Origin of the sequence: uncultured Abiotrophia sp. (assembly GCF_938010525.1) — a bacterium.
Classification (GTDB): domain Bacteria; phylum Bacillota; class Bacilli; order Lactobacillales; family Aerococcaceae; genus Abiotrophia.
Genome location: NZ_CALLVK010000001.1, coordinates 15,813 through 35,315, shown reverse-complemented (window position 1 = coordinate 35,315; position 19,503 = coordinate 15,813). Strand labels below are relative to the sequence as shown.

The window sequence follows — 19,503 nt, the reverse complement described above, 5'->3', positions numbered from 1 at the left end:
AAAGAAGTTGAATTAGAAATATTAAAAAAATACAAGGAATTGGAAAGGAAGTGTCACCTCAAGTAGTTGTATAGTTAGTAGAAGAATTGAAAGATAAATATGCGGTACATTTAATTTGTTCTTGCCAGTAAAGGCATACGTCCATCCATGTCTCGCAAGGGAACCAGCATAGATAATGGCATGATGGAGTCCTTCTTTGGTATCTTGAAAACAGAAATGTTTTACGGATTTGAGAAAAATTTCAAGTCTCTGGATCAACTGGAGCAAGCTATTACCGAGTATATTTTTTACTACAACAATAAACGCATTAAAGCAAAACTAAAAGGACTTAGTCCTGTTCAGTATAGAACTAAATCCTTTCAATAATATTTTTTGTCTAACTTTTTGGGGTCAGTACAATGACTCATAAATATTTTTTTGCAAGTTCAAATACTCCATGAGATTAATAACTTTATTATTTTCGCCAACTTTACTAATCGTATAAACATTCTCCAAATTTCTCAACATCAATTGAGAAATTTGGCTTTTTCCGTTGCTCAGTTAAAGCGTCCTTTAGTTGTATATTTCCTGTTAATATCCCTTTTGAAGCATAACATTGTTTTCAATGATCGCACCCGATTGTTGACACCCATTTTAGAACCTATCCTTTGATTTTCAATAAGCGTAAACTGTTTAATGTTACAAGTAAAGTTGCTCCCATATCAGCAAATATCGCTATCCAAAGTGTTAACCAACCGGGCATGACCAAAAGTAATGCCACTAATTTAATCGCCAAAGAGAAGGTAATGTTTTGCTTGATGATTGCTAAAGCCTTACGACTTAATTTTATTGTATATGGCAATTTACTCAAATCATCAGACATTAAGGCGATGTCAGCCGTTTCTAAAGCTGTATCAGTTCCAGCACCACCCATTGCTACACCAACGGTAGATGCCGCAAGGGCTGGAGCATCATTCACGCCATCTCCGACCATCCCCACACTTTGATGTTTTTCTCGAAGTTCTTTAATAAAATTAAGCTTATCTTCTGGAAGTAAGTCAGCTTTAATATCCGAAACACCAACTTGTTTTCCGATGGCTGTTGCCGTTCTTTGGTTATCGCCTGTTAGCATCACTGTTTCGATTCCCATATTGTTCAACTTGCCGATAACTTCTTTAGACGATTCCCTCATTTCATCGGCTACGGCAATAAACGAAAGAATTTCTTTTTCTGTTCCTAACACCATCACCGTTTTACCTTGAGTTTGCATATCGGCAATTTTTTCTTTTTTATCGCTTGAAATGCTTCCGTGTAATTCCTCAAAAAGATTTTGACTTCCCACATAATACATTTCATTATTTATTTTGGCTTTAACGCCTTTACCTGTAATGGATTGAAAATCCTCTACTGTTACTTCATTGAATTTTAATCCATTTTCTTCTGCTTTTCGCATAATCGCTGAAGCAAGAGGGTGCTGCGATCCTTTTTCAATGGCTGATGTTATGGTTATTAATTCATTTTCATTTCTACCATATGTCACAATGTCTGTTACAGCTGGAATCCCTTTGGTTAATGTTCCTGTTTTATCAAAGGCTATCGCTTTTAAGTGTCCTGCTGCTTCTAAATGGATACCACCTTTAATTAATACACCATTTTTCGCTGCATTTCCTATTGCTGTAACCACAGCAACTGGAGTTGAGACTACTAAGGCACAAGGACAACCAACCACTAATACAGCTAATCCTTGATAAATCCATTGGCTCCAGTCTCCGCCAAATAATGGTGGAACTACTGCAATTAAAAGAGCTAGTATGACAATAGCTGGTGTATAGTATTTTGCAAATTTATCGACAAACGCTTGAGAGGGGGCCCGTTCTGCTTGGGCTTCTTCTACCAAGTGAATGATTTTTGAAAGAGTGGTATCTTCAACTCGTTTTGTTACTTTAACCTCAAGTAACCCTTCTTCATTCAAGGTTCCTGCAAATACTTCATCATTTGTGATTTTCGTTACTGGAACACTTTCACCTGTAATCGCAGCCTGATTTAATGTCGATGTACCTTTAACCACTATTCCATCCATTGCTAACTTTTGACCGGGCTTAACTATCATGATGTCTCCAACTTGAATCTCATCAACATGAATCATCATTTCTTCATTGCCTCGTCGAATTAACGCTTCTTTTGGGGCAATATCCATTAAAGATTCAATAGATTGACGTGCTTTATCCATTGAATAACGCTCTAATGCTTCACTAATCGCAAATAGGATAACAACGGTTGCCCCTTCACCCCATTCACCAATAATTGCAGCTCCTATAATGGCAATAGTCATAAGCGTATTCATATCGAAATTTAATCTGCTTAAATTTTTGAGACCTTTAATAAATAACGAATATCCACCGATTAAAATGGACGCTGCATAACCAATTGTCGGTAGAACATGCTCTTCACCATACTGCTCTCCTAAGAACCAGCTAACTACAAGTAAAAGAGCTGATATATATACCTTAATGTTTTCTTTCTGCTTCCAAAAAGGTTCTCCTTCTACCCTTTGTTCTTTTTCATCTCGAATTTTTAAATTTTCAAATGCTCCTGCTTTTTCTAATTCTTCAATGGTTGTCGTCCCTTTAACATAAACTTTAGATGCTCCGAAATTTACTTTCGCATCCTGAACACCGGGAAGTTCTTTAACATTATTTTCAAAAATGGCTGCACAGTTAGTACAAGTAAATCCTTGAACACGATAGGCTTTCATTTCTTCTTCGAACTGTTTTGCTTTCCCACTAGACATTGATCTTCACCTCTTTCTTAAGTGCCAATGCAATCATCATAATTTGTCTGATATGCTCATCATCTAATGAATAAAATGCAAGTTTTCCCTCTTTTCGAAACTTAACAATCCCTTGCTTATGGAGCGTTCGCAGGTGATGAGAGGCATTTGCAACCGTAACACCTATAATATTTGCAATATCACACACACACAGTTCGTCATCTTGACACAATGCATAGGTAATTTTTGCTCTATTTTTATCTGCAATAGCTTTTAATATTTGGGCAACACTAGAAATATCTACTGTCTGTAAATTACCTTGTATTCGATTGACCTTTTCTTCGTCATAACAATAAATTTCACAAGTATCTTTTTTAATCATATTCTCACCCCAATATCATTCAAGTATTTGCTTGAACATAGTATAACCCTTTTCATTAATTAATTCAAGTGTTTTTTTGAGTGAATAAAAAAATTCATAAAAAAAGACTTGGAGTACCCAATTCTAATAACAAAATAACCAATCTGCATAAGACTTTAAGTACATAACATTATTAGTATTGAACTTGTTGAGGAGGTGCTCTATGAATCAGCTTGAGTTTCAGCGTAATCACCTACAAATGGACTATTATAGCGAGAGCTACCAAGATTTTGAACGTGACTTCTACCGCTACTCCAACATGAATATTCCATTGACCTTTCTGACTGATGATATCCTCAAAACAATGACAACTTCTCGTAAGAATTACTTTGTCCTCAATAAGGAAAAGGCTAGAGATAACCGTGATCACTTCTTCATTTTCGACATAAGCACCTTAGATGAGAATCCACTAATCTATCGTTATACATATAAGAAAACTGCAACTTATATAGCCTCAAAATAGGAGTTCATCAAGTGATGACTCCTTTTTATAATTCCACACGAAAATAAATTGCCTCAACTTCCTCTATTAATTTATGAACCTTACTTTCAATCTCCTTAATTGTTTTAATAAACTCTTGATCATTTTTTCCACTAGGATCCTCAAGTCCCCAATCATCTTTTTTAACAGTGTAAGGTAAAATAGGACAAACGACATTACATCCCATTGTAATAAGATAATCCACTTCAGGAATGTCATCTAAAAGTTTTGGCTTTTGGGTCTCTTCCATATCAATTGCATATATTTCTTTGACAAGTCTTACTGCATCCTGATTAATTTGATCCTTTAATTCTGTTCCTGCAGAATATACCTCTATAGAATCTCCTTCAAATTTCTTTGTCAGTGCTTCAGCGATTTGACTTCTGCATGAATTGTGAACACACACAAAGGCAACTTTAGTTTTCTTCATTTTTCCTCCTATATCTGATAAAGTTTATCACCACAAAGATCTTCTTTTGTCCATTCAATAACGGCCAGTTTTCCTGAAGTATGATCTAGTATCTTGTTAATCCACTTAACTTCTTCAATTATCTTTATTTTATCTAACAAGACTTGTCTATCATCGGCAGATTTTTTGATTAGATCATCGAGTTGTGTAATTGAATTAATTCCTTGTTCTCTAAGTTTAATATTGAATCAGCCATTGTTTTGATATTGTGTTTTCTTGCCCAAACTTCATAACCTTTGGCACTGACCCCCGTAAATGAGAATTAAATAAAAACACCTCCATGTGCATTTGATTATATTGTACCAAATCCAACTTGGAGGTGTTTTTATTTAATTCTCACTTTTTGGGGTCAGTCCTCACCACCCCTTCAACTATTTTATTCTTCAAACCGATGCTTAAACAAATTGCGAAAGACTTCAAAATAAGGATTAGTCGCCAAGGACTCGCCCACGGTCACAGCCGGACCGTGACCTGGATAGAGGACATAGTCTTCTGGCAACTGGATCAACTCCCGATGGATGGACTGCATAAGCTCAATGTAGGAGCCACCTGGCAGGTCCGTCCGCCCAATGCTTTGGGCGAAGATGGTATCGCCGGATAGTACGAAATGGTCATCAGCAAAAATATAAGCCACGTGGCCTGGGCTATGACCTGGCACGAAGACCACTTTGAAGTGGAAACCCGCCACTTCCTTATCCCCTAGATCCTCCCAGAGGACTTCTGCTGGACGCGCCGTAAAAGGCTGACCCCAGTAAGCCGACAGGTTGAGTTCGGGTTGATTGAGGAAGCCTGACTCCACTGGATGCATATAGAGTGGAATGCCATAACGGTCCCGCACCGCATCCACCGCCCCGATATGATCGTGGTGGGCATGAGTCAGAAGGATGGCCTGTGGCGCCCAACCCTTGGACTCAATCCAGTCCAGAATCTTAGGCGCGTCAGCCCCTGGATCGATTAAGAGGGCCTGGCCAGCTTCATTGACGACTGCATAAGTATTTTCCTCGAGTGACCCGACGGTCAGCTGATGAACAGTAAGCATCTTAGTCCTCCCCTTCCTCATCTTGAAGGTAAATCCGTGGAATGCGATCGCTGAGCCCGCAGAAGATTTCATAGGAAATGGTCCCAACCAGGCGAGCCAAATCCGCTGCATGGTTCTCCAAGTGGTGGTCCTGACCAATCAAGGTAACGGTGGTTCCCACTGGCACTTGATGCGGCAAACGAATCATAAGTTGGTCCATATTAATGACCCCAAGGACTGGGCAGGCATGGCCTTCCACCAAGACAGGAATGTCCTTGTAGTGGCGGAACCACCCGTCTGCATAGCCGATTGGAATGGTCGCAACCCACTCCTCTTCCTGGGCTTCATAGGTTGCCCCGTAGGAAATCTTGCTGCCCTTTTCCACTTGCTTGACGTAGACAATTTCCGAAATCAATTGGAGGGCTGGCTGCAAATCAATGGGCAGGCTAGAACGCTCGTCCTTAGGATGCATACCATACATGGAGATGCCGAAGCGCTCAATGGAAGAAACCGGTTGACGCTTGAACCACACGCCCATAGCGGAGTTAGCATAGTGTCGCACAGTGACTGAGTCCGGCACAGCGGTCAGTAGCTCCTGCCATTTAGCCCACTGGGTCTCCACATAGTCAGGGTCACCCCCGCCGGCAGTTGAGAAGTGGGTGTCGACCCCTTCCCAGTTGACCCATGGAAAGGCCTGAATGCCCTCAGCGAAGGCTTGAACTTCTTCTACTGTCCGTAGGCCGATACGCCCCATGCCTGTATCCAAGGCCAAATGAACCTTGAGCTTGGCATCATCCAAGAGGCTTTCTTGGTGGTTGGACACTAACTGAGCCCAGGCTTCCTGGAACCAGATTAGGTCAGAGACAATGACAGTCAGGCGATAGTAGACCAACTCAGCGATGGCGCGTGGATCTACCAAGCCCAAGATTAAGATAGGCTGGGCTAGGAGGCCGGCTTGACGGAGTTCAATCCCCTCGTCAACGGTGGCAACGGCTAAGCCTTGCGCGCCGGCGGCCAGGGCTGCCTTGGCGACGGCAACTGCCCCGTGCCCGTAACCGTTAGCCTTAACAACGGCATAGAGGGCCTGGTCGGGCTCCAGATGACGCTTCATTTCCCTCACATTGTGTTGAATTGCATTAAGATTAATTATCGCCACTGTTGGGCGGTGTTCACTGGCTTGTGACATAAGACTTTCCTACCTTTTACTCTAATCTTCTCTAGTCAAATACTGGTCCAAAGCCGCCTGCAAGCTGGCTTCGTCTTGCTCAATCAGGACGGTGGCCGTAGCATAGTGGTCCGAATGACTGATACTGAGCTGGACGCCTGCCGTCAGGGGGGCCACCGCAAAATAAGGCACACCCGAAGGCTTGTTGGCAATGCTCATATCCGTGAAGCGAATGCGACCAATGCCTGTCCCCAAGGCCTTGACATAGGCTTCCTTGGCGGCAAAGCGGCCGGCCAAGAATTCGAGGGCCCGATGGTCCTTCATGGTCTCATAGCGAGCCAATTCCTCTGCCGTCAAGACCTTAGAGGCAAAGCGTGGCGACCGCGCCACTGCTTCTTGAATTCGGTCGATTTCAATAATGTCAGTTCCAATACGCACGATCGCCACGCTCCTTTGGGCTTATTCTCTGGTTAGTTGGTTCGTTTTTTAATGGTATATTGTTTCTTGCTGCCGTCCGCCTTAGGCTTGCCTACAGGCTTAGCAGCTGAACGTGGCCGCTTGTCCTTGCGGTCAAAACGCTCCTTGTGACCATGGTCTTGACGGTCGCCACGGTCCTTGTGGAAGTCCCGCTTCTTACCGTGATGACCACGACGGCCGTTGCCGCCGCCCTTGCCAGTCTTGTAACCACCGGATTTGCGGTGGGCATTTGGCAATGGTTTTTGTGGTGAGATTTGAACCTCTACTTGGCTGTTGCTAGATAGGATTTGCCCTAACATAGCCGCTACCAAGTCGTTAGGCTGATAGTGGTTAAGTAGGAGTTTAGCCGTGTTACGGTGCTCATCCGCATCGCCGGCTTCCAAGGTCTCATTAAGCTGATCAATCAGAGATTGAACCTGACCTGCTTGCGCCTCCTTCAAGGTTGGTGGCTTCATTGGTTGCATACGTTTGCGGGTCAAATCTTCGATAACGCGCAGGTAGGACATTTCTGCTGGCGTCACGAACGTGATGGACATGCCTTCGTTACCGGCACGGCCTGTACGGCCAATACGGTGAACGTAGGATTCTGGATCCTGACTGATATCATAGTTGTAGACGTGGGTCACGCCGGAAATATCCAAGCCCCGCGCCGCCACGTCAGTCGCTACCAAGAGCTCTACCTGACCTTGACGGAAGGCGTTGATGACACTAGTCCGCTTCTGTTGCGGAATGTCACCGTGGATGAGTTCAGCATTGTAGCCGCGTAGGCTGAGGCCGCGTGCCACCTCATCAACCCGCTTCTTAGTACGGCAGAAGACGATGGCTTGTGTTGGCATCTGAACATCCAACAAGCGAGTGAAGATATCAAACTTCTCGTCATCTCGGCATTTGATGAAGAACTGTTCAATCAAGTCAGCGGTCATTTGCTTGGCTTCAATCTTGACGTGAGCAGGTTCCTTAAGGAATTGGTCTGCTAGGCTGCGGATTTCAGGTGGCATGGTCGCTGAGAACAAGAGAGTCTGACGTGAAGCTGGCGTGGTCGCCACGATTTCCTTGACGTCTTCAATAAAGCCCATGTTGAGCATTTCATCAGCTTCGTCTAAGACTAAGGTCTTGAGATGCTTGAGGCTAAGTGCCTTGCGACGCATCAAGTCTAAAATACGTCCTGGCGTCCCGACTACGATTTGTGGTTGATTACGCTTGATCCATTCGATTTGCTTACCGATGGAAGAACCCCCGTAGACCACATAAACACGGGCACGTTGGTACTTACCTAAGCGGTAGAGTTCTTCCTGTACTTGGATGGCTAATTCCCGGGTTGGGGCTACCACCAAGCCTTGGATGGCGGATTGGTTCTTGTCCAATTTATTGAGCATTGGCAAGCCAAAGGCCGCCGTCTTCCCGGTCCCTGTTTGGGCTTGACCAATCAAGTCTTGGCCTTCTAAGGCCACAGGCACTGCTTGTTGTTGGATCGGGGTTGGCTCTTCAAAGCCCATGTCGGCTAGCGAGTCGAGCAAGGGTTGAATCAGGTTAAGTTCTGTAAATTTCAAAGGTATATCGTCTCTTTTCTATCTAAAATTTTGGGGTTGATTCCAGTGGCATCTTGTCATCAAGACATCAAAATTGACCGCCGGCGATGCCGAATCCGTCGGCCATCAAGCGGTCAAGTTACACATGTTGCTTTGTTAACGCGTTGTATGGTTGTAACCTCTAACTCTTAGTGTACCATGACTAGGAGGGAAACACAACTGAGAGGACTAGGCAAATGAGCTAGTTTTATATGTCTTTTTGCCCTGCTAGCGCTTATTTTCTTTCCAGTCGCTAGCCTCAAGAAAAAAAGCGACAAGCCATCTCCTGCTTGTCGCTCTTCTTTTCTTCTAGTGTGTCTCCTTGCCAGTGAGGGCAGTGACTACCTGCAAGAGGTCTGTTCCGAAGCTAGACTTGACTAGGACTAGGTCCTTATCTGTCAAATCAGCCTGCAATTGCGCAATTAAGCGGCTGTGGTCAGCTGGCTCGTAGAAGAGGTGACTGGCTTCATAGCGGTCTTGCAAGGCCTCATAGAGGCTAGCAATTTCTGGACCGAAGAGGTAGACCCGCTCGAAACTTTCTGGTGCTAGGCCTTGGGCTAGGGAACGGTGCAGCTCGGCACTGGCTTGACCCAGTTCGCGCACATCCCCTAAGACGGCAATCCGACGTTGGCCAGGCGCCAAGTTAAGGGCAGCCAAGCTCTTAAGCACGGCTAAGACGGAGGTTGGGCTAGCATTGTAGGCATCATTGAGTAGGCGCGCCCCTTGATGGGTGGTCAACCATTCTAGACGGTTAGCCGTCAACTGGAAGTTGGCTAATTGGAAGATTGCCTGTTCTAGCGGCACATCCAATAGCTCTGCCACACTGAGGGCAATCAGGGCATTGCTGACATTGTAGGCCCCTAGGACTGGAATAGTGCAAGTGACGTTAGGTTCCAGATTGGTCTTGAAGTAGGTCCGATCCACTTCCTCCACCATGTCATAGGCGAAGGCATCCGCATGGTCTGTGAAGCCAAAGGAACGCAGGTAAATTGGCTGGTCAATTTCAGGCATTTGGGACTCAATAAGTGGCTCATTAGCAGGATAGAGCAAAACGCCATTTGGCTTGAGGCCGTATAGAATCTCCAACTTAGCCTGGGCAATTCCAGCACGGGAACCCAAGAATTCCAGGTGGCTCTCACCAATCAGGGTGATGGCCGCAATATCAGGCTGGGCAATCTCACTCAGTTGCTTAATTTCCCCGAAGTCGGACATGCCCATCTCGATGACCGCCACTTGGGTGTCTTCTGGCATCTGAAGTAAGGTATAAGGCAGGCCAATCTCATTGTTGTAGTTACCCTGAGTCTTGTGAACCCGGTACTTGGCTTGGAGAACCATGGCGGTCATGTCCTTGGTCGTAGTCTTGCCGTTTGACCCCGTCACCCCTACCACAATAGGATTAAGGTCCCGACGGTAGAAGTTAGCCAAGTCTTGGAAAGCCTGGAGGGTATCATCTACGAAGACCACTGCTAGGTCATCACTCGGCGCCTGAGCTGGGTCTGCGGACCAGAGGGTAGCCACGGCCCCATTATCGAGGGCTTGTTGAATATAGGAATGGCCGTCTGTCGCTCCCCCTACTAGCGGAACGAATAGAGAGCCAGGTGTCACCTTGCGGGCATCAAATTCGACGCTGGTGATTGAAATCTGACGATCTTTGGCCGTATAGTCGATGGCCTTGGTATATTTTACAACGTCCATGAGACGGATTGCTTTCATACAGTCACTTCCATTCTTGTCTTATCACCTACTAGTTTACACCATTTCGCCACAAATTGCACTGAAAGGAAGGTTATTTTAGGGGCCAAAAAGGCCTCCCTAACTCGGGCCTGTCATCCAAGCTAGGCAGGCTTTAAATATAGTTAAGGCAAGAGGATACCTAGCACCAGCCAAACACAATAGAGGCTGGCCACTAGGACAAAGGATTGGACTGACAAGACGAAGGTTGGGCTAGCATTGTAGGCATCATTAAGTAGGCGCGCCCCTGGATGGGTAGTCAGCCATTCTGCTCTAGTCACCTACTCGTGTCCTCCATTTGGCGGTAAAATGCGCTTAGCGCGCCGTATTTTGCTAGGGAGAAAATTAGTTTAAAAAAAGGCGTTGACCTTAACGTAACGTAAGGGTATATTATTAATGTGTGTTAGGAGGTAAGTCTATGTATTTGATTAAAGAAGTGAGCAAAATAAGTGGGGTTTCAGTGCGCACCTTACACCACTATGACGAGATTGGCCTACTGTCTCCTCAAAAGAGAGAGAATGGCTACCGGTACTATTCTGAGGACGATCTCTCACTTTTACAGATGATTCTATTCTATAAGCACCTGGGTTTTTCGCTGAAGAAGATCAAGGGGCTGCTCCAAGAAGAGGATAGCGAGGTCCTCTATCACCTGAGACGGCAACTGGATTTAATGCAGATAGAAAAACAAAAGCTCCTGACACTGATTGAAACATTGGAAAAGACCATCGAGGCTCAAGAAAGGAGTGTTACAATGTCAACACAAGAGAAATTTAAGGGATTCACCTACCATGAAAATCAACAATACGAGCAAGCAGCCAAGGACAAGTATGGCAAAGAAGTCATTGAGGCAGCGATTGAAAAGCAAAAAGGAAAAGAACAAGAAATTGCAGATGGCTTCAATCATTGTTTCTTTGCCTTTGCTGACAACCTGGCAAAGGGTATCAGTGCCACGGCTCAAGAGAATGTCGTTTTAGCCGAAAAACTACATCAACATATGTGCCAATACGCCTTTGACTGCCCGCTTGAGGTGTTCGCAAGTATTGGCAAAGGCTACGTACAGAATCCAGACTTCAAACAAAACATCGATAAGTTCGGGGCTGGCACCGCCCAATATGTCTGCGATGCCATCCAGCAATATGTAAAAGAAAAGCAATAAGCAGGCAAGACAGTAAGCCATTTGGCTTACTGTTTTTTTGTCTTCCGCAAGCCATCATCCCTGACTGCACCGCCATATCAAAAGAGCCACTATCCCATTTGGTAGAAAGGGATAGTGGCTCGCATGCTTTATAGGACAATGCCCAGCAGCAACCAGGCACAATAGAGGCTGGCCACGAGGACAAAGGATTGGACTGACAAGACGAAGGTTTCGCGCTTAACTTGTTTGGCGCGGAAGGCTAGGACCTTAGGCCAGTGCAGGGCCAGCCCAGCAAAAGTCACCAAGCCCCAGACTGGCAGACGCCCTGTCAAAGCTAGCCCCAATAAGACTAGCCAAGGTAGGACTTGCAGTCCCGTATAGAGCGCCACAGCTCGCGCTTTGCCTAGGTAATAAACTAAGGTGAATCGGTGGTTACGGATATCCACTTCCAAGTCACAGGTATTATTGGCTAGCATAATAGCGGCAATTAGGCTGACTAGGGGTAGACTGTAGCAGAAGAGCTCCAGGGTTAGTGCCCAGTTCCAGCCAATGGTCACCATCCCGCCTGACCACTGGCTCCATAGCAGCTGGTCGTAGGCAGTCATGTAGACGGCTAGGAAGAAGATCCCAAAGCCCATAGTAAGGCCTGAGAAGACTTCCCCTAGGGGCAGGCGCGACAAGGGCATAGGCCCATAAGTATAGCCAATCCCTATTAGGAAGCAGAGGCCGCCAAGCACTAGCAGGAGGACATCGGTCCGACTGACAATGACTAGGGAGACAATAACCGAAAAAGCCAAAAGGCTAAAAATAATCCGGACCATTTGCCCAAAATCTAATTGATAGACCCCAATGACATTCTCACTGGTCTTGTAATCCAGGTCCACTGCCTTGTGGTAATCAACGGCGTTATTGATAGCGGTCGTACACATATCGAAGCTCAGCACCGCCAAGACGAAGAGGCCAGCATTGACCCAATTGAAGCGTCCTAGGCGGTAATAGGTCCAGAGGAAGCCCGCTAGCATAGGGAAGACGCTGGCTACCTTGGTTCTGAGCTCGACAAATTCAAAGAATATCGCCAACTTTTGCTTAATCTTCAACAAGATGATACCCCTCATTCGTTAGTTGAAAGCTATCCTTGAGGCCAGAGGTCACGTGAACCCCGTGATCCTTATCAATCAGCACCGCTTCAACCCCATCTAGGCTCTCAATAAAGGCCAAGCCATCCTTGGTCCCCAAGAGGAAGAGCGTGGTCGACAGAGCATCGGCCTTGAGCGATACTTTGGTGAAAATAGTCGCCCCCGACAGGTCATTATCCACCGGGTAGCCCGTCTTAGGATCCAGGATGTGGTGATAGCGGACGCCGTCCACTTCCACATAACGTTCATAGATTCCAGAAGTCACGACTGTCCCGTCAATGACCCGCTTGGTTCCCACAACTTGCCCCCGGACCTCATCAGGGTCTTGAACCCCAACATTCCACCCCTCAGGACTGGATGGCGAGGTGCCCATAACAATGACATTACCACCTAGGTTGATAATGGCTGTATTGACCCCATGCTTGGCCAAGATATTGCGAATACCGTCAGCAATATAACCTTTGGAAATCCCACCCAATTCTAGGGCCATGCCCTCTTCTTCCAGACGCACCGTTTGGGCTGCTTCATCTAAGGTGATTTTGTGGTAGTCAATCTTAGGCAAGGCTGCCTGAATTTCTTGGTCGCTAGGCTTGCGCGCATCCACATCGCCAATTTTCCAGAGATTGGACACGGCCCCAATGGAAATATCGAAGCGACCGCCTGATAATTGGGCCGTTTCCAGAGCTTGCTTAATAATGGCCAGGGTTGCTGGGTCGACCTTGACGGCGTCATGGCCTGCCGCCTGATTAATGCGGTAGACATCCGACCCTTCCAAGTTGGTGGATAGCAGTTGCTCCATGTGGTCCATGTAGTCGTAGGCTTCGGTCATGGCCGCTTCGGCCTCTGACCCTTCATGGAAAATTTGCAAGGTGACGGCCGTATGGAGCTTGGTCTCAGCCCGCATCAAGGGCGTGGTCACCACTGGTAAGGGCTCCGAAATCGCTTCTGAGCTGGCACTGCTAACAGACTGGCTGGTGCTGCTACTGGTCTCCTCAGCACTAACCCAAACGGGACTCAAGGAGCCTAAGATTAAGAAGCCCAAAGCCAAGCCTTGCATTATAGTTGTTTTCTTCATACTTACTCCTTTTTGGTGGCAGTTTATCTGGCCTGCCACTTGCTAATCTTACCTGATCAATCAGGCAGGCTCTGCTTGGAGCCATAAAAATAGAGGCCGGGAACAATCCCAGCCTCCCTTCACTTCTTATTATTCGCCAACAACGGCAGCTTTGATGACTTCTTTTTCACCTAAAGCGGCTGCTTCTAACAATTGTTTAGCATAGGTCTTGAAGGCGTTAGTTGTGTTGGTTGCCCCAGTCACAACATCTACATTGGCATTGCTAGACTTAACTAAGGCTTCGTTTAATTTCTTAACTGCATCAGCGTAAGAGACTTTAGCCTTGTCAGCCATCATCTTGTTGTAGTCAGCATCTTCAGACTTACGTTTGCCGTCTTTGTACATGTCGTAGTCTGCTTTTTCTACTTTACCGTCTTTGACAGTGAGGACGAACTTGGTAGTCCAGCCACGTTGGTCAGCTGGTGCTTCCAAAGTGTATTCACCATCTTGAAGCGGTAATTTAGAGATGTTGACTTCGCCAGTCTTACCTTCTTTGGCTTGTTTCAAGAGCACCTTAGTAGAGAAGAAGAAAACTTCACTAGTGTGGCTTGCACCAGTCACTACGTCAGCCTTGCCGTCCTTCACTAGGCTTTCGTCTAATTTCTTCATGGCTTCAGCCGCAGAAACTTTGGTCTTTTCTTTCATTTTGTCGTTGTATTCAGCATTTTCAGACTTCTTCTCGCCCTTGTCGTTGACATAGTCGTAGTTAGAAGAAGCGACTTTACCGTCTTTGACCACGATGGTGTGGTGGAGTTTCCAGCCACGTTCGTCAGCATCAGAAACAGCGGTGTATTCGCCGTCTTTCAAGTCTTTGACTTCAAAAGTAGTGGTTGCAGCTGGTTTAGCATCTTCCGCTAAAACTACGCTAGATAAGCTAGTCCCCAAAGATAAGACTGCTGCTAAGAGCATGGTTGACTTTAACAATGATTTTTTCATTCCAATTACCCCTTTACTGTATATGTTTACATCTTATAGTTTAACGCAATTTGGGCCTCATGTCCATGACAAGCCCCTCTTAAAAGTGTCCTCTCATAACTTGATTGAGTAAGTTGACCAGTGCTTGGCTATCTTGCTTGCCCCCTAGTCCTCTCAGGCGCTTCTCAGCCTTGCTTAGATAGTTGTCTACCAGGCGCTCCGTCTCTGTCAAAGTCCCTAAGTCCACTAGGGCTTGATAAAGCCGATCCAGCTCCTGCTGGCTCCAAGGCTGACCCCGCTCCTTAAGTTCTTGGCGTAGACTCGGATCCGCCTGCAAGCCTAAAATTAGGGGCGCCGTATAGATACCATTTTGAACATCCTGCATACGGGGTTTGCCACTGACCTCGGCATCCACCTGGTAGTCAATTAGGTCATCCCTGAGTTGGAAGGCCATGCCAATTGCTTGGCCCAGATAGAAGGCCTGGCGATTCTGCAGGGCTGACTGGCTTAGGCTATAGTAGCCGAAGAAAGTCGCGGCTGCAAATAAGAGGGCCGTCTTGCCTCGAATCTGTCTTAGGTAATCATACATGGTCATACCCTGACGGTATTGGTTGGCAAGTTGGTTAAGCTCCCCAATCAGAATCCCCTCCATAACCCAGGCATCCAGAGGATTACGGTCAAATTCCTGTTGGCTCTTTTGGAACAAGCGAGCCGCATAGGTCATAAGATAGTCGCCCGCATAGATGGCCAAGCGGTTAGACTTTTGGATATGAAGGGCCTCAATGCCCCGGCGAGTATCCGCCTCATCAATGACGTCGTCATGAATAAGCGTGGCCAGATGCAGGACCTCAATGGCTGCCGCAATATAGCGTTTGGACTGGGTGATGCCCTCTGGGCTCAGCTGGGCCATAGCCAGACAGAGGCCGGCCCGCAGGTACTTGCCTGGGGCATCCATATAGGCCAAGATTTTCTCTCGGACATCCGGGATTTTAAGCTGGAGCTCTGACTTCATCAAGGCTTTGACCGCCACGAGTTCCTCTTGAATAAGTGGTAAAGATTCCCATATTGGGTGAACCATGGGTGGCCTCCTTTCTAGTTAGTAAGAAGATACTAGCTCCTCTTACAAAGCAAGGCCCCACGCGGGGGCCTCCTTATTACTTTATTAATTAGGCTGGTGGCCCATAGTGGTGACTGGTTCGGCCATAGAGCCATCGATCCAGCTTCTTACCTAACCAAGGCATTACCCAGTAGTCCAGACCAAAGGCCCGACCAGAACCATTCATAAGGGCGATGGCAACCGGAATAAACCAGATGTTAACCCAGTAGAACATACCTGAGAGGCAGAACATGGTAACCAAGACCACAGTCCCGGCATTGATTAACCAGACGAAGAGACCCGCAATCAAGGCTAAACCAATTAAGATTTCCATAACGGTCATGAATTTTTGCATGAAGAGGGCCATATCGCGGTTAGGCACGAAGAAGCGCATAATCGCCGCGAACCAATCTGGCATGCCATCTAAGACAGGTTTTGGACTTTCCCCGTAAGCGTAGCTGAGGCCGAAGACTGCATGGCTAGCTTGAGCGACTGCCCCGCCAGCAGAGCTAGCTGCAGAACTCATTGCTTCAGAAGCACCGCTAGTAACAGCAGAAGATACGGAGCTAACGGCTTCAGAGGCGCCAGAAGTCACGACAGATGACATAGAGCTAGCTGCCTCAGATGCCCCAGAAGTCACAGCAGATGCTGCAGCATTTGCAGTTTCTTGTAACCAGGCAAATGGGAAGACAACTTTGTCCCCAAACCAGTTAGTAGTCCCCCAGAGGCCGAAGGCCTTCTTAAGCCCTTCTAAGAGCCAGACAGACCCATAGAAGAAGCGCAATGGTACGGACCAGAGGATGTTACCGTGAGCTGCTAAGTGTCCACGGAAAATGTTACGTTTGTCCTTAATCTTGAAGAACTCATGACGGACATAGGTCCACATGTAGTAGAAGGAACGAATGGTGAAGAAGTAGAGCACATTGACTAAGTGCTTCATCAACATCGCGAAGAAGCCAGTCAAATGCCATTTGCCCATGAGGAAGGCCACCCCGTAACGGGAACCAATAGAGACCATAAAGCCATCGTATTTACCCTTGTAGGCATGTTTCTCCGTTCCTTTGATATCGGCAATGATATTGTGGGCTGCGGTTTCCCCTGTTTGTTCAGCTGCCTGAACGATTTGCGGAGTTGGACGACCGCCTTCATTTGGATCTTCATAGTAAACCAAGTCCCCTACCACATAGATACCTGGGTGGTCCTTAGCTTCCATGTATTGGTCAGCCACCAGACGGTTAGCCCGACCAGTCTCTAAACCAAAGACCTTGGCTTCGGTATTACCTTGCACCCCGGCAGTCCAAATCGTAGTGTAGCTGTCGATGGTCTTGCCTGACGCTAACTCTACGTTGTGCTTGTTAACGGCTTGAATCCCGTCACCAGTTGAGACTTTGATACCGACTTTGGTCATGTAACGCATGGCCTTGTCTTGTTCCTTGTCAGTCACCATAGCCAAGATTTTTGGCGCAGCTTCTACCAAGTGAACAGAGAATTCTTCTTCATCTAAGTGGTAATCCTTCGCTAGGCGAGGAACCCATTCAATCAGTTCGCCGACCATTTCAACCCCAGTAAAGCCTGCCCCGCAGACGATGAAGCTGAGTAAGGCACGACGTTTAGCTTGGTTAGGCTCGTGTTCTGCCTTGGCACAACATTCCTTAATATGGGCACGAATGCGTTCAGCTGCTGCCAGTGACCAGAGGGTAAAGCCATTTTCCTTAACGCCTGCGACGCCGAAGTCGTTAGCTTCACCACCCATGGCTAAAATCAAATAATCATAATGATAGCTGTAGCTTTCACCTTGGACAGTCTTGGTGGCTTCATCAATTCCGACAACCGTGTCCGTCACTAATTGGACTTTCTTGTATTTGTTGAAGATACGTTGCAAGTCATACTTCACCGCGTTAGCTTCCACACGCCCCCCTGCTACCTCATGCAATTCAGTCATGTAGGTATGATAGGCATGCTTATCTACCAAAGTAATCTTAACATCCGCGTCATTCTTGAAGGTCTTACCCAACTTACGGGCGGCCGAGATACCGGCATAACCAGCACCGACAATGACGATTTCTTTCACTCTCAACACTCCTCACTCTGTTTTTGATACTATACATTATACGGCTAAAAGCCTATTTTCTCAACGATTATTGACTTTTTGCTAAATATTTCCCATTACTATCCTTAAAGATAGTGCTTCAATTGTTCCAGTTCTTCTTGCTTAAGTGGTCGATAGGCACCAGGCGCTAGGTCCTGGTCTAAAACCAGATGGCCCATGCGCAGACGGTGAAGCTGCGTCACCTTGACGCCCACCGACAGGAACATCTTTTTAACTTGGTGGAACTTGCCCTCCCGAATGGTTAATCGAGCCCGACTTTCTAGCGGACCAGAGGCCTCAATCACCAAGCGGGCTGGCGCACAGGGCCGATCCTGATCAATCAAAATGCCTTGGGCAAAACTAGCCACATGGTCCTGGGTCAGCGGGCCATTGACCACCACCTGGTATTCCTTTTCCACATGGTATTGGGGATGCAACATGCGATAACCCAAAGGGCCATTGGTGGTCAGAAAGACCAGGCCAGTGGTAGAGCAATCCAAACGTCCTACCGGGTAAAGACCTGGCGCCTGGTCTTGAGGGGCTAGACAGTCAACGACCGTGGTGAAGCGGTCATCCTTGACTGCCGTTAAGACTCCCTGAGGCTTATGTAATAGCCAATAGGTCTCAGCCGGCTGGGTCAAGGTCTGCCCCTGGACCTTGATTTCTTGCAAACCAGGATCCACATTACGGTTGGGGCGACGCTCCACTTGGCCATCGACTTGCACCTGGCAACTTTTAAGTAGACGCTTAACTTGATTCCGGGAACCCAGGCCCGCCTGATTCATGACTTGATCCAGACGCATGGCTAGTATTCCACTATGGTGATGTTACCATCAATATATTCTGCCAAGAAAATCTTGGCCACATCTTCTTGCCCTGCCTCGGCAATAGCTTGCATGAGCCATTCTTCGGTCTTGTCAATAGAATCCAAGGTTTTATATTGAATATGCCCGTCTGTAATTAGAGGATACTTAGGATTTTCCTCACCGTAAACCACAATATTAAGGCTACCATTTTGTTCGATCACTGCCCGCTTAACCTTCTTGATAGAGTAGATATTCTGACTACGCAATTTGAAAGCCAAATCTTGAGCCGTTAGACCTGCTGCTCGTGTCGCTTCCACATCGATGACGCCACGGCTAATCAAGTCCGTTGGTTCCCCATCAATGGTCTTCTTAAGAAGTTGGTTGTGGGTTTTCAGCCATTTGAAGCTTAGAACTAGCACTAACCAAATCATGAGAATAATTAAAAATTGCAGGATAGAAATACCAGGGTTATAAATAACCCCACCAATAATGCCCCCTAGGACATAGTTTTGGACCTGGTCACTGGCCGAAGCCGGCGCCAAATTGCCCTTACCTGTCAAATTAATGACTACAACCAAGGCCAACACGCCTAAGGCCAGCTTAATGGCGATATCTAAAAAATTTAATGTCATGGCTTTACCTCCACCAATTCGATCTTAGGCAGCTGAACTGCCATTTCCTCAAGGATATAGTGTCCTTCTCTATCGATGATAGTCCGATAGTAGCGGTCACCGGATTTGATAATGCCTCCGTCGGCCGCTGCTTCCGTATTAAGATAGAGCAATTCGGGCTTAGTCCCCAAATCTTCAGCCACCTGTTCCATCAAGTGACTAGCCCCTGAATATTGGCTAAGGGCTGCTTGCTTAGCTTGCGCATCTTGCCAACGAGTCCCAGCTAAAATAAAGAAGCAGATAATGCCAATAATAGCTAATTCACGGTACTTAGAATCCTTGTTGCGATGGTAGTAAAACCATATAGCCAAGCCAATTAAGATAGCTAAGCCAACGAAAATGGTCAATTGGAGCCAGTCCGTTATATTAATTCGACTCTTCATATAGTCATAAGAATAGAATTTCATGCCATAACCTCCTTACGCTACACTATTATAGCGTAAAGCAAAGGTATGGACAAGC

19 protein-coding genes and 2 pseudogenes are annotated in these 19,503 nt (G+C 46.5%); 3 read left to right on the top strand and 18 right to left on the bottom strand.

The features are described from left to right. Positions 1 to 129: 129 nt before the first annotated feature. A pseudogene (locus Q0339_RS00185) lies at positions 130 to 366 on the top strand (IS3 family transposase); the annotation flags it as partial. Between the two features lie 274 nt (positions 367 to 640). Here the strand turns inward: Q0339_RS00185 and Q0339_RS00180 are convergent. Continuing rightward, a complete protein-coding gene (locus Q0339_RS00180) occupies positions 641 to 2,770 on the bottom strand; it encodes a heavy metal translocating P-type ATPase (RefSeq protein WP_005606284.1) in 2,130 nt (709 codons plus the stop codon). Further along, positions 2,763 to 3,131, bottom strand: coding sequence for a metalloregulator ArsR/SmtB family transcription factor (locus tag Q0339_RS00175; RefSeq protein WP_298076759.1), 369 nt, complete (start codon positions 3,129 to 3,131; stop codon positions 2,763 to 2,765). The genes Q0339_RS00180 and Q0339_RS00175 overlap by 8 nt, the downstream gene beginning before the upstream one ends. Positions 3,132 to 3,333: 202 nt before the next feature. Between Q0339_RS00175 and Q0339_RS00170 the strand changes: the two genes are divergently transcribed. Next, a complete protein-coding gene (locus tag Q0339_RS00170) occupies positions 3,334 to 3,633 on the top strand; it encodes a DUF5960 family protein (protein ID WP_298076758.1) in 300 nt (99 codons plus the stop codon). A gap of 25 nt (positions 3,634 to 3,658) precedes the next feature. On the opposite strand, the gene Q0339_RS00165 is transcribed toward Q0339_RS00170, so the two are convergent. From Q0339_RS00165 to Q0339_RS00130, 8 genes and pseudogenes are all read right to left on the bottom strand, one after another. After that, positions 3,659 to 4,081, bottom strand: coding sequence for an arsenate reductase ArsC (locus Q0339_RS00165; RefSeq protein WP_298076757.1), 423 nt, complete (start codon positions 4,079 to 4,081; stop codon positions 3,659 to 3,661). Between the two features lie 8 nt (positions 4,082 to 4,089). Beyond that, positions 4,090 to 4,364, bottom strand: a pseudogene (locus Q0339_RS00160) (hypothetical protein); the annotation flags it as partial. A 132-nt stretch (positions 4,365 to 4,496) separates the two neighbouring features. Next, positions 4,497 to 5,159, bottom strand: a complete 663-nt coding sequence (locus tag Q0339_RS00155; protein WP_298076756.1) for an MBL fold metallo-hydrolase — start codon at positions 5,157 to 5,159, stop codon at positions 4,497 to 4,499. Position 5,160: 1 nt separating this feature from the next. After that, entirely contained in the window at positions 5,161 to 6,324 is a 1,164-nt protein-coding gene (gene alr, locus Q0339_RS00150) for an alanine racemase (RefSeq protein WP_298076755.1), read from the bottom strand. Between the two features lie 21 nt (positions 6,325 to 6,345). Beyond that, positions 6,346 to 6,741 (bottom strand): holo-ACP synthase, encoded by a 396-nt coding sequence (gene acpS, locus Q0339_RS00145; RefSeq protein ID WP_298076754.1) that lies wholly within the window; start codon positions 6,739 to 6,741, stop codon positions 6,346 to 6,348. 32 nt (positions 6,742 to 6,773) lie between these two features. Further along, positions 6,774 to 8,330 (bottom strand): DEAD/DEAH box helicase, encoded by a 1,557-nt coding sequence (locus Q0339_RS00140; protein WP_298076753.1) that lies wholly within the window; start codon positions 8,328 to 8,330, stop codon positions 6,774 to 6,776. A 327-nt stretch (positions 8,331 to 8,657) separates the two neighbouring features. Continuing rightward, entirely contained in the window at positions 8,658 to 10,061 is a 1,404-nt protein-coding gene (murF, locus tag Q0339_RS00135; RefSeq protein WP_298076752.1) for a UDP-N-acetylmuramoyl-tripeptide--D-alanyl-D-alanine ligase, read from the bottom strand. 143 nt (positions 10,062 to 10,204) lie between these two features. Beyond that, on the bottom strand, positions 10,205 to 10,360 hold the full coding sequence (locus Q0339_RS00130) for a hypothetical protein (RefSeq protein WP_298076751.1): 156 nt from the start codon (positions 10,358 to 10,360) through the stop codon (positions 10,205 to 10,207). A gap of 137 nt (positions 10,361 to 10,497) precedes the next feature. Between Q0339_RS00130 and Q0339_RS00125 the strand changes: the two genes are divergently transcribed. Further along, a complete protein-coding gene (locus Q0339_RS00125) occupies positions 10,498 to 11,235 on the top strand; it encodes a MerR family transcriptional regulator (RefSeq protein ID WP_298076750.1) in 738 nt (245 codons plus the stop codon). A 128-nt stretch (positions 11,236 to 11,363) separates the two neighbouring features. Here Q0339_RS00125 and Q0339_RS00120 read toward each other — a convergent pair whose 3' ends face one another. The 8 genes from Q0339_RS00120 to Q0339_RS00085 form a co-directional block, all read right to left on the bottom strand. Further along, positions 11,364 to 12,329: a UbiA family prenyltransferase gene (locus Q0339_RS00120; protein WP_298076749.1), complete on the bottom strand. Its 966-nt coding sequence runs from the start codon at positions 12,327 to 12,329 to the stop codon at positions 11,364 to 11,366. Continuing rightward, positions 12,301 to 13,425, bottom strand: a complete 1,125-nt coding sequence (locus Q0339_RS00115) for an FAD:protein FMN transferase (RefSeq protein WP_298076748.1) — start codon at positions 13,423 to 13,425, stop codon at positions 12,301 to 12,303. Before Q0339_RS00115 ends, Q0339_RS00120 begins: the two co-directional genes overlap by 29 nt. A 129-nt stretch (positions 13,426 to 13,554) precedes the next feature. Continuing rightward, on the bottom strand, positions 13,555 to 14,400 hold the full coding sequence (locus tag Q0339_RS00110; RefSeq protein ID WP_298076747.1) for an FMN-binding protein: 846 nt from the start codon (positions 14,398 to 14,400) through the stop codon (positions 13,555 to 13,557). A 79-nt stretch (positions 14,401 to 14,479) separates the two neighbouring features. Further along, a complete protein-coding gene (locus Q0339_RS00105; protein WP_298076746.1) occupies positions 14,480 to 15,457 on the bottom strand; it encodes a polyprenyl synthetase family protein in 978 nt (325 codons plus the stop codon). An 88-nt stretch (positions 15,458 to 15,545) separates the two neighbouring features. Continuing rightward, positions 15,546 to 17,546, bottom strand: coding sequence for an NAD(P)/FAD-dependent oxidoreductase (locus Q0339_RS00100; RefSeq protein ID WP_298076745.1), 2,001 nt, complete (start codon positions 17,544 to 17,546; stop codon positions 15,546 to 15,548). Between the two features lie 104 nt (positions 17,547 to 17,650). Then, on the bottom strand, positions 17,651 to 18,367 hold the full coding sequence (locus tag Q0339_RS00095; RefSeq protein ID WP_298076744.1) for a pseudouridine synthase: 717 nt from the start codon (positions 18,365 to 18,367) through the stop codon (positions 17,651 to 17,653). A gap of 2 nt (positions 18,368 to 18,369) precedes the next feature. Beyond that, on the bottom strand, positions 18,370 to 19,002 hold the full coding sequence (locus Q0339_RS00090) for a DUF421 domain-containing protein (RefSeq protein ID WP_070756063.1): 633 nt from the start codon (positions 19,000 to 19,002) through the stop codon (positions 18,370 to 18,372). Then, entirely contained in the window at positions 18,999 to 19,448 is a 450-nt protein-coding gene (locus tag Q0339_RS00085; RefSeq protein WP_291427590.1) for a DUF3290 family protein, read from the bottom strand. The genes Q0339_RS00090 and Q0339_RS00085 overlap by 4 nt, the downstream gene beginning before the upstream one ends. Positions 19,449 to 19,503 lie beyond the last annotated feature (55 nt).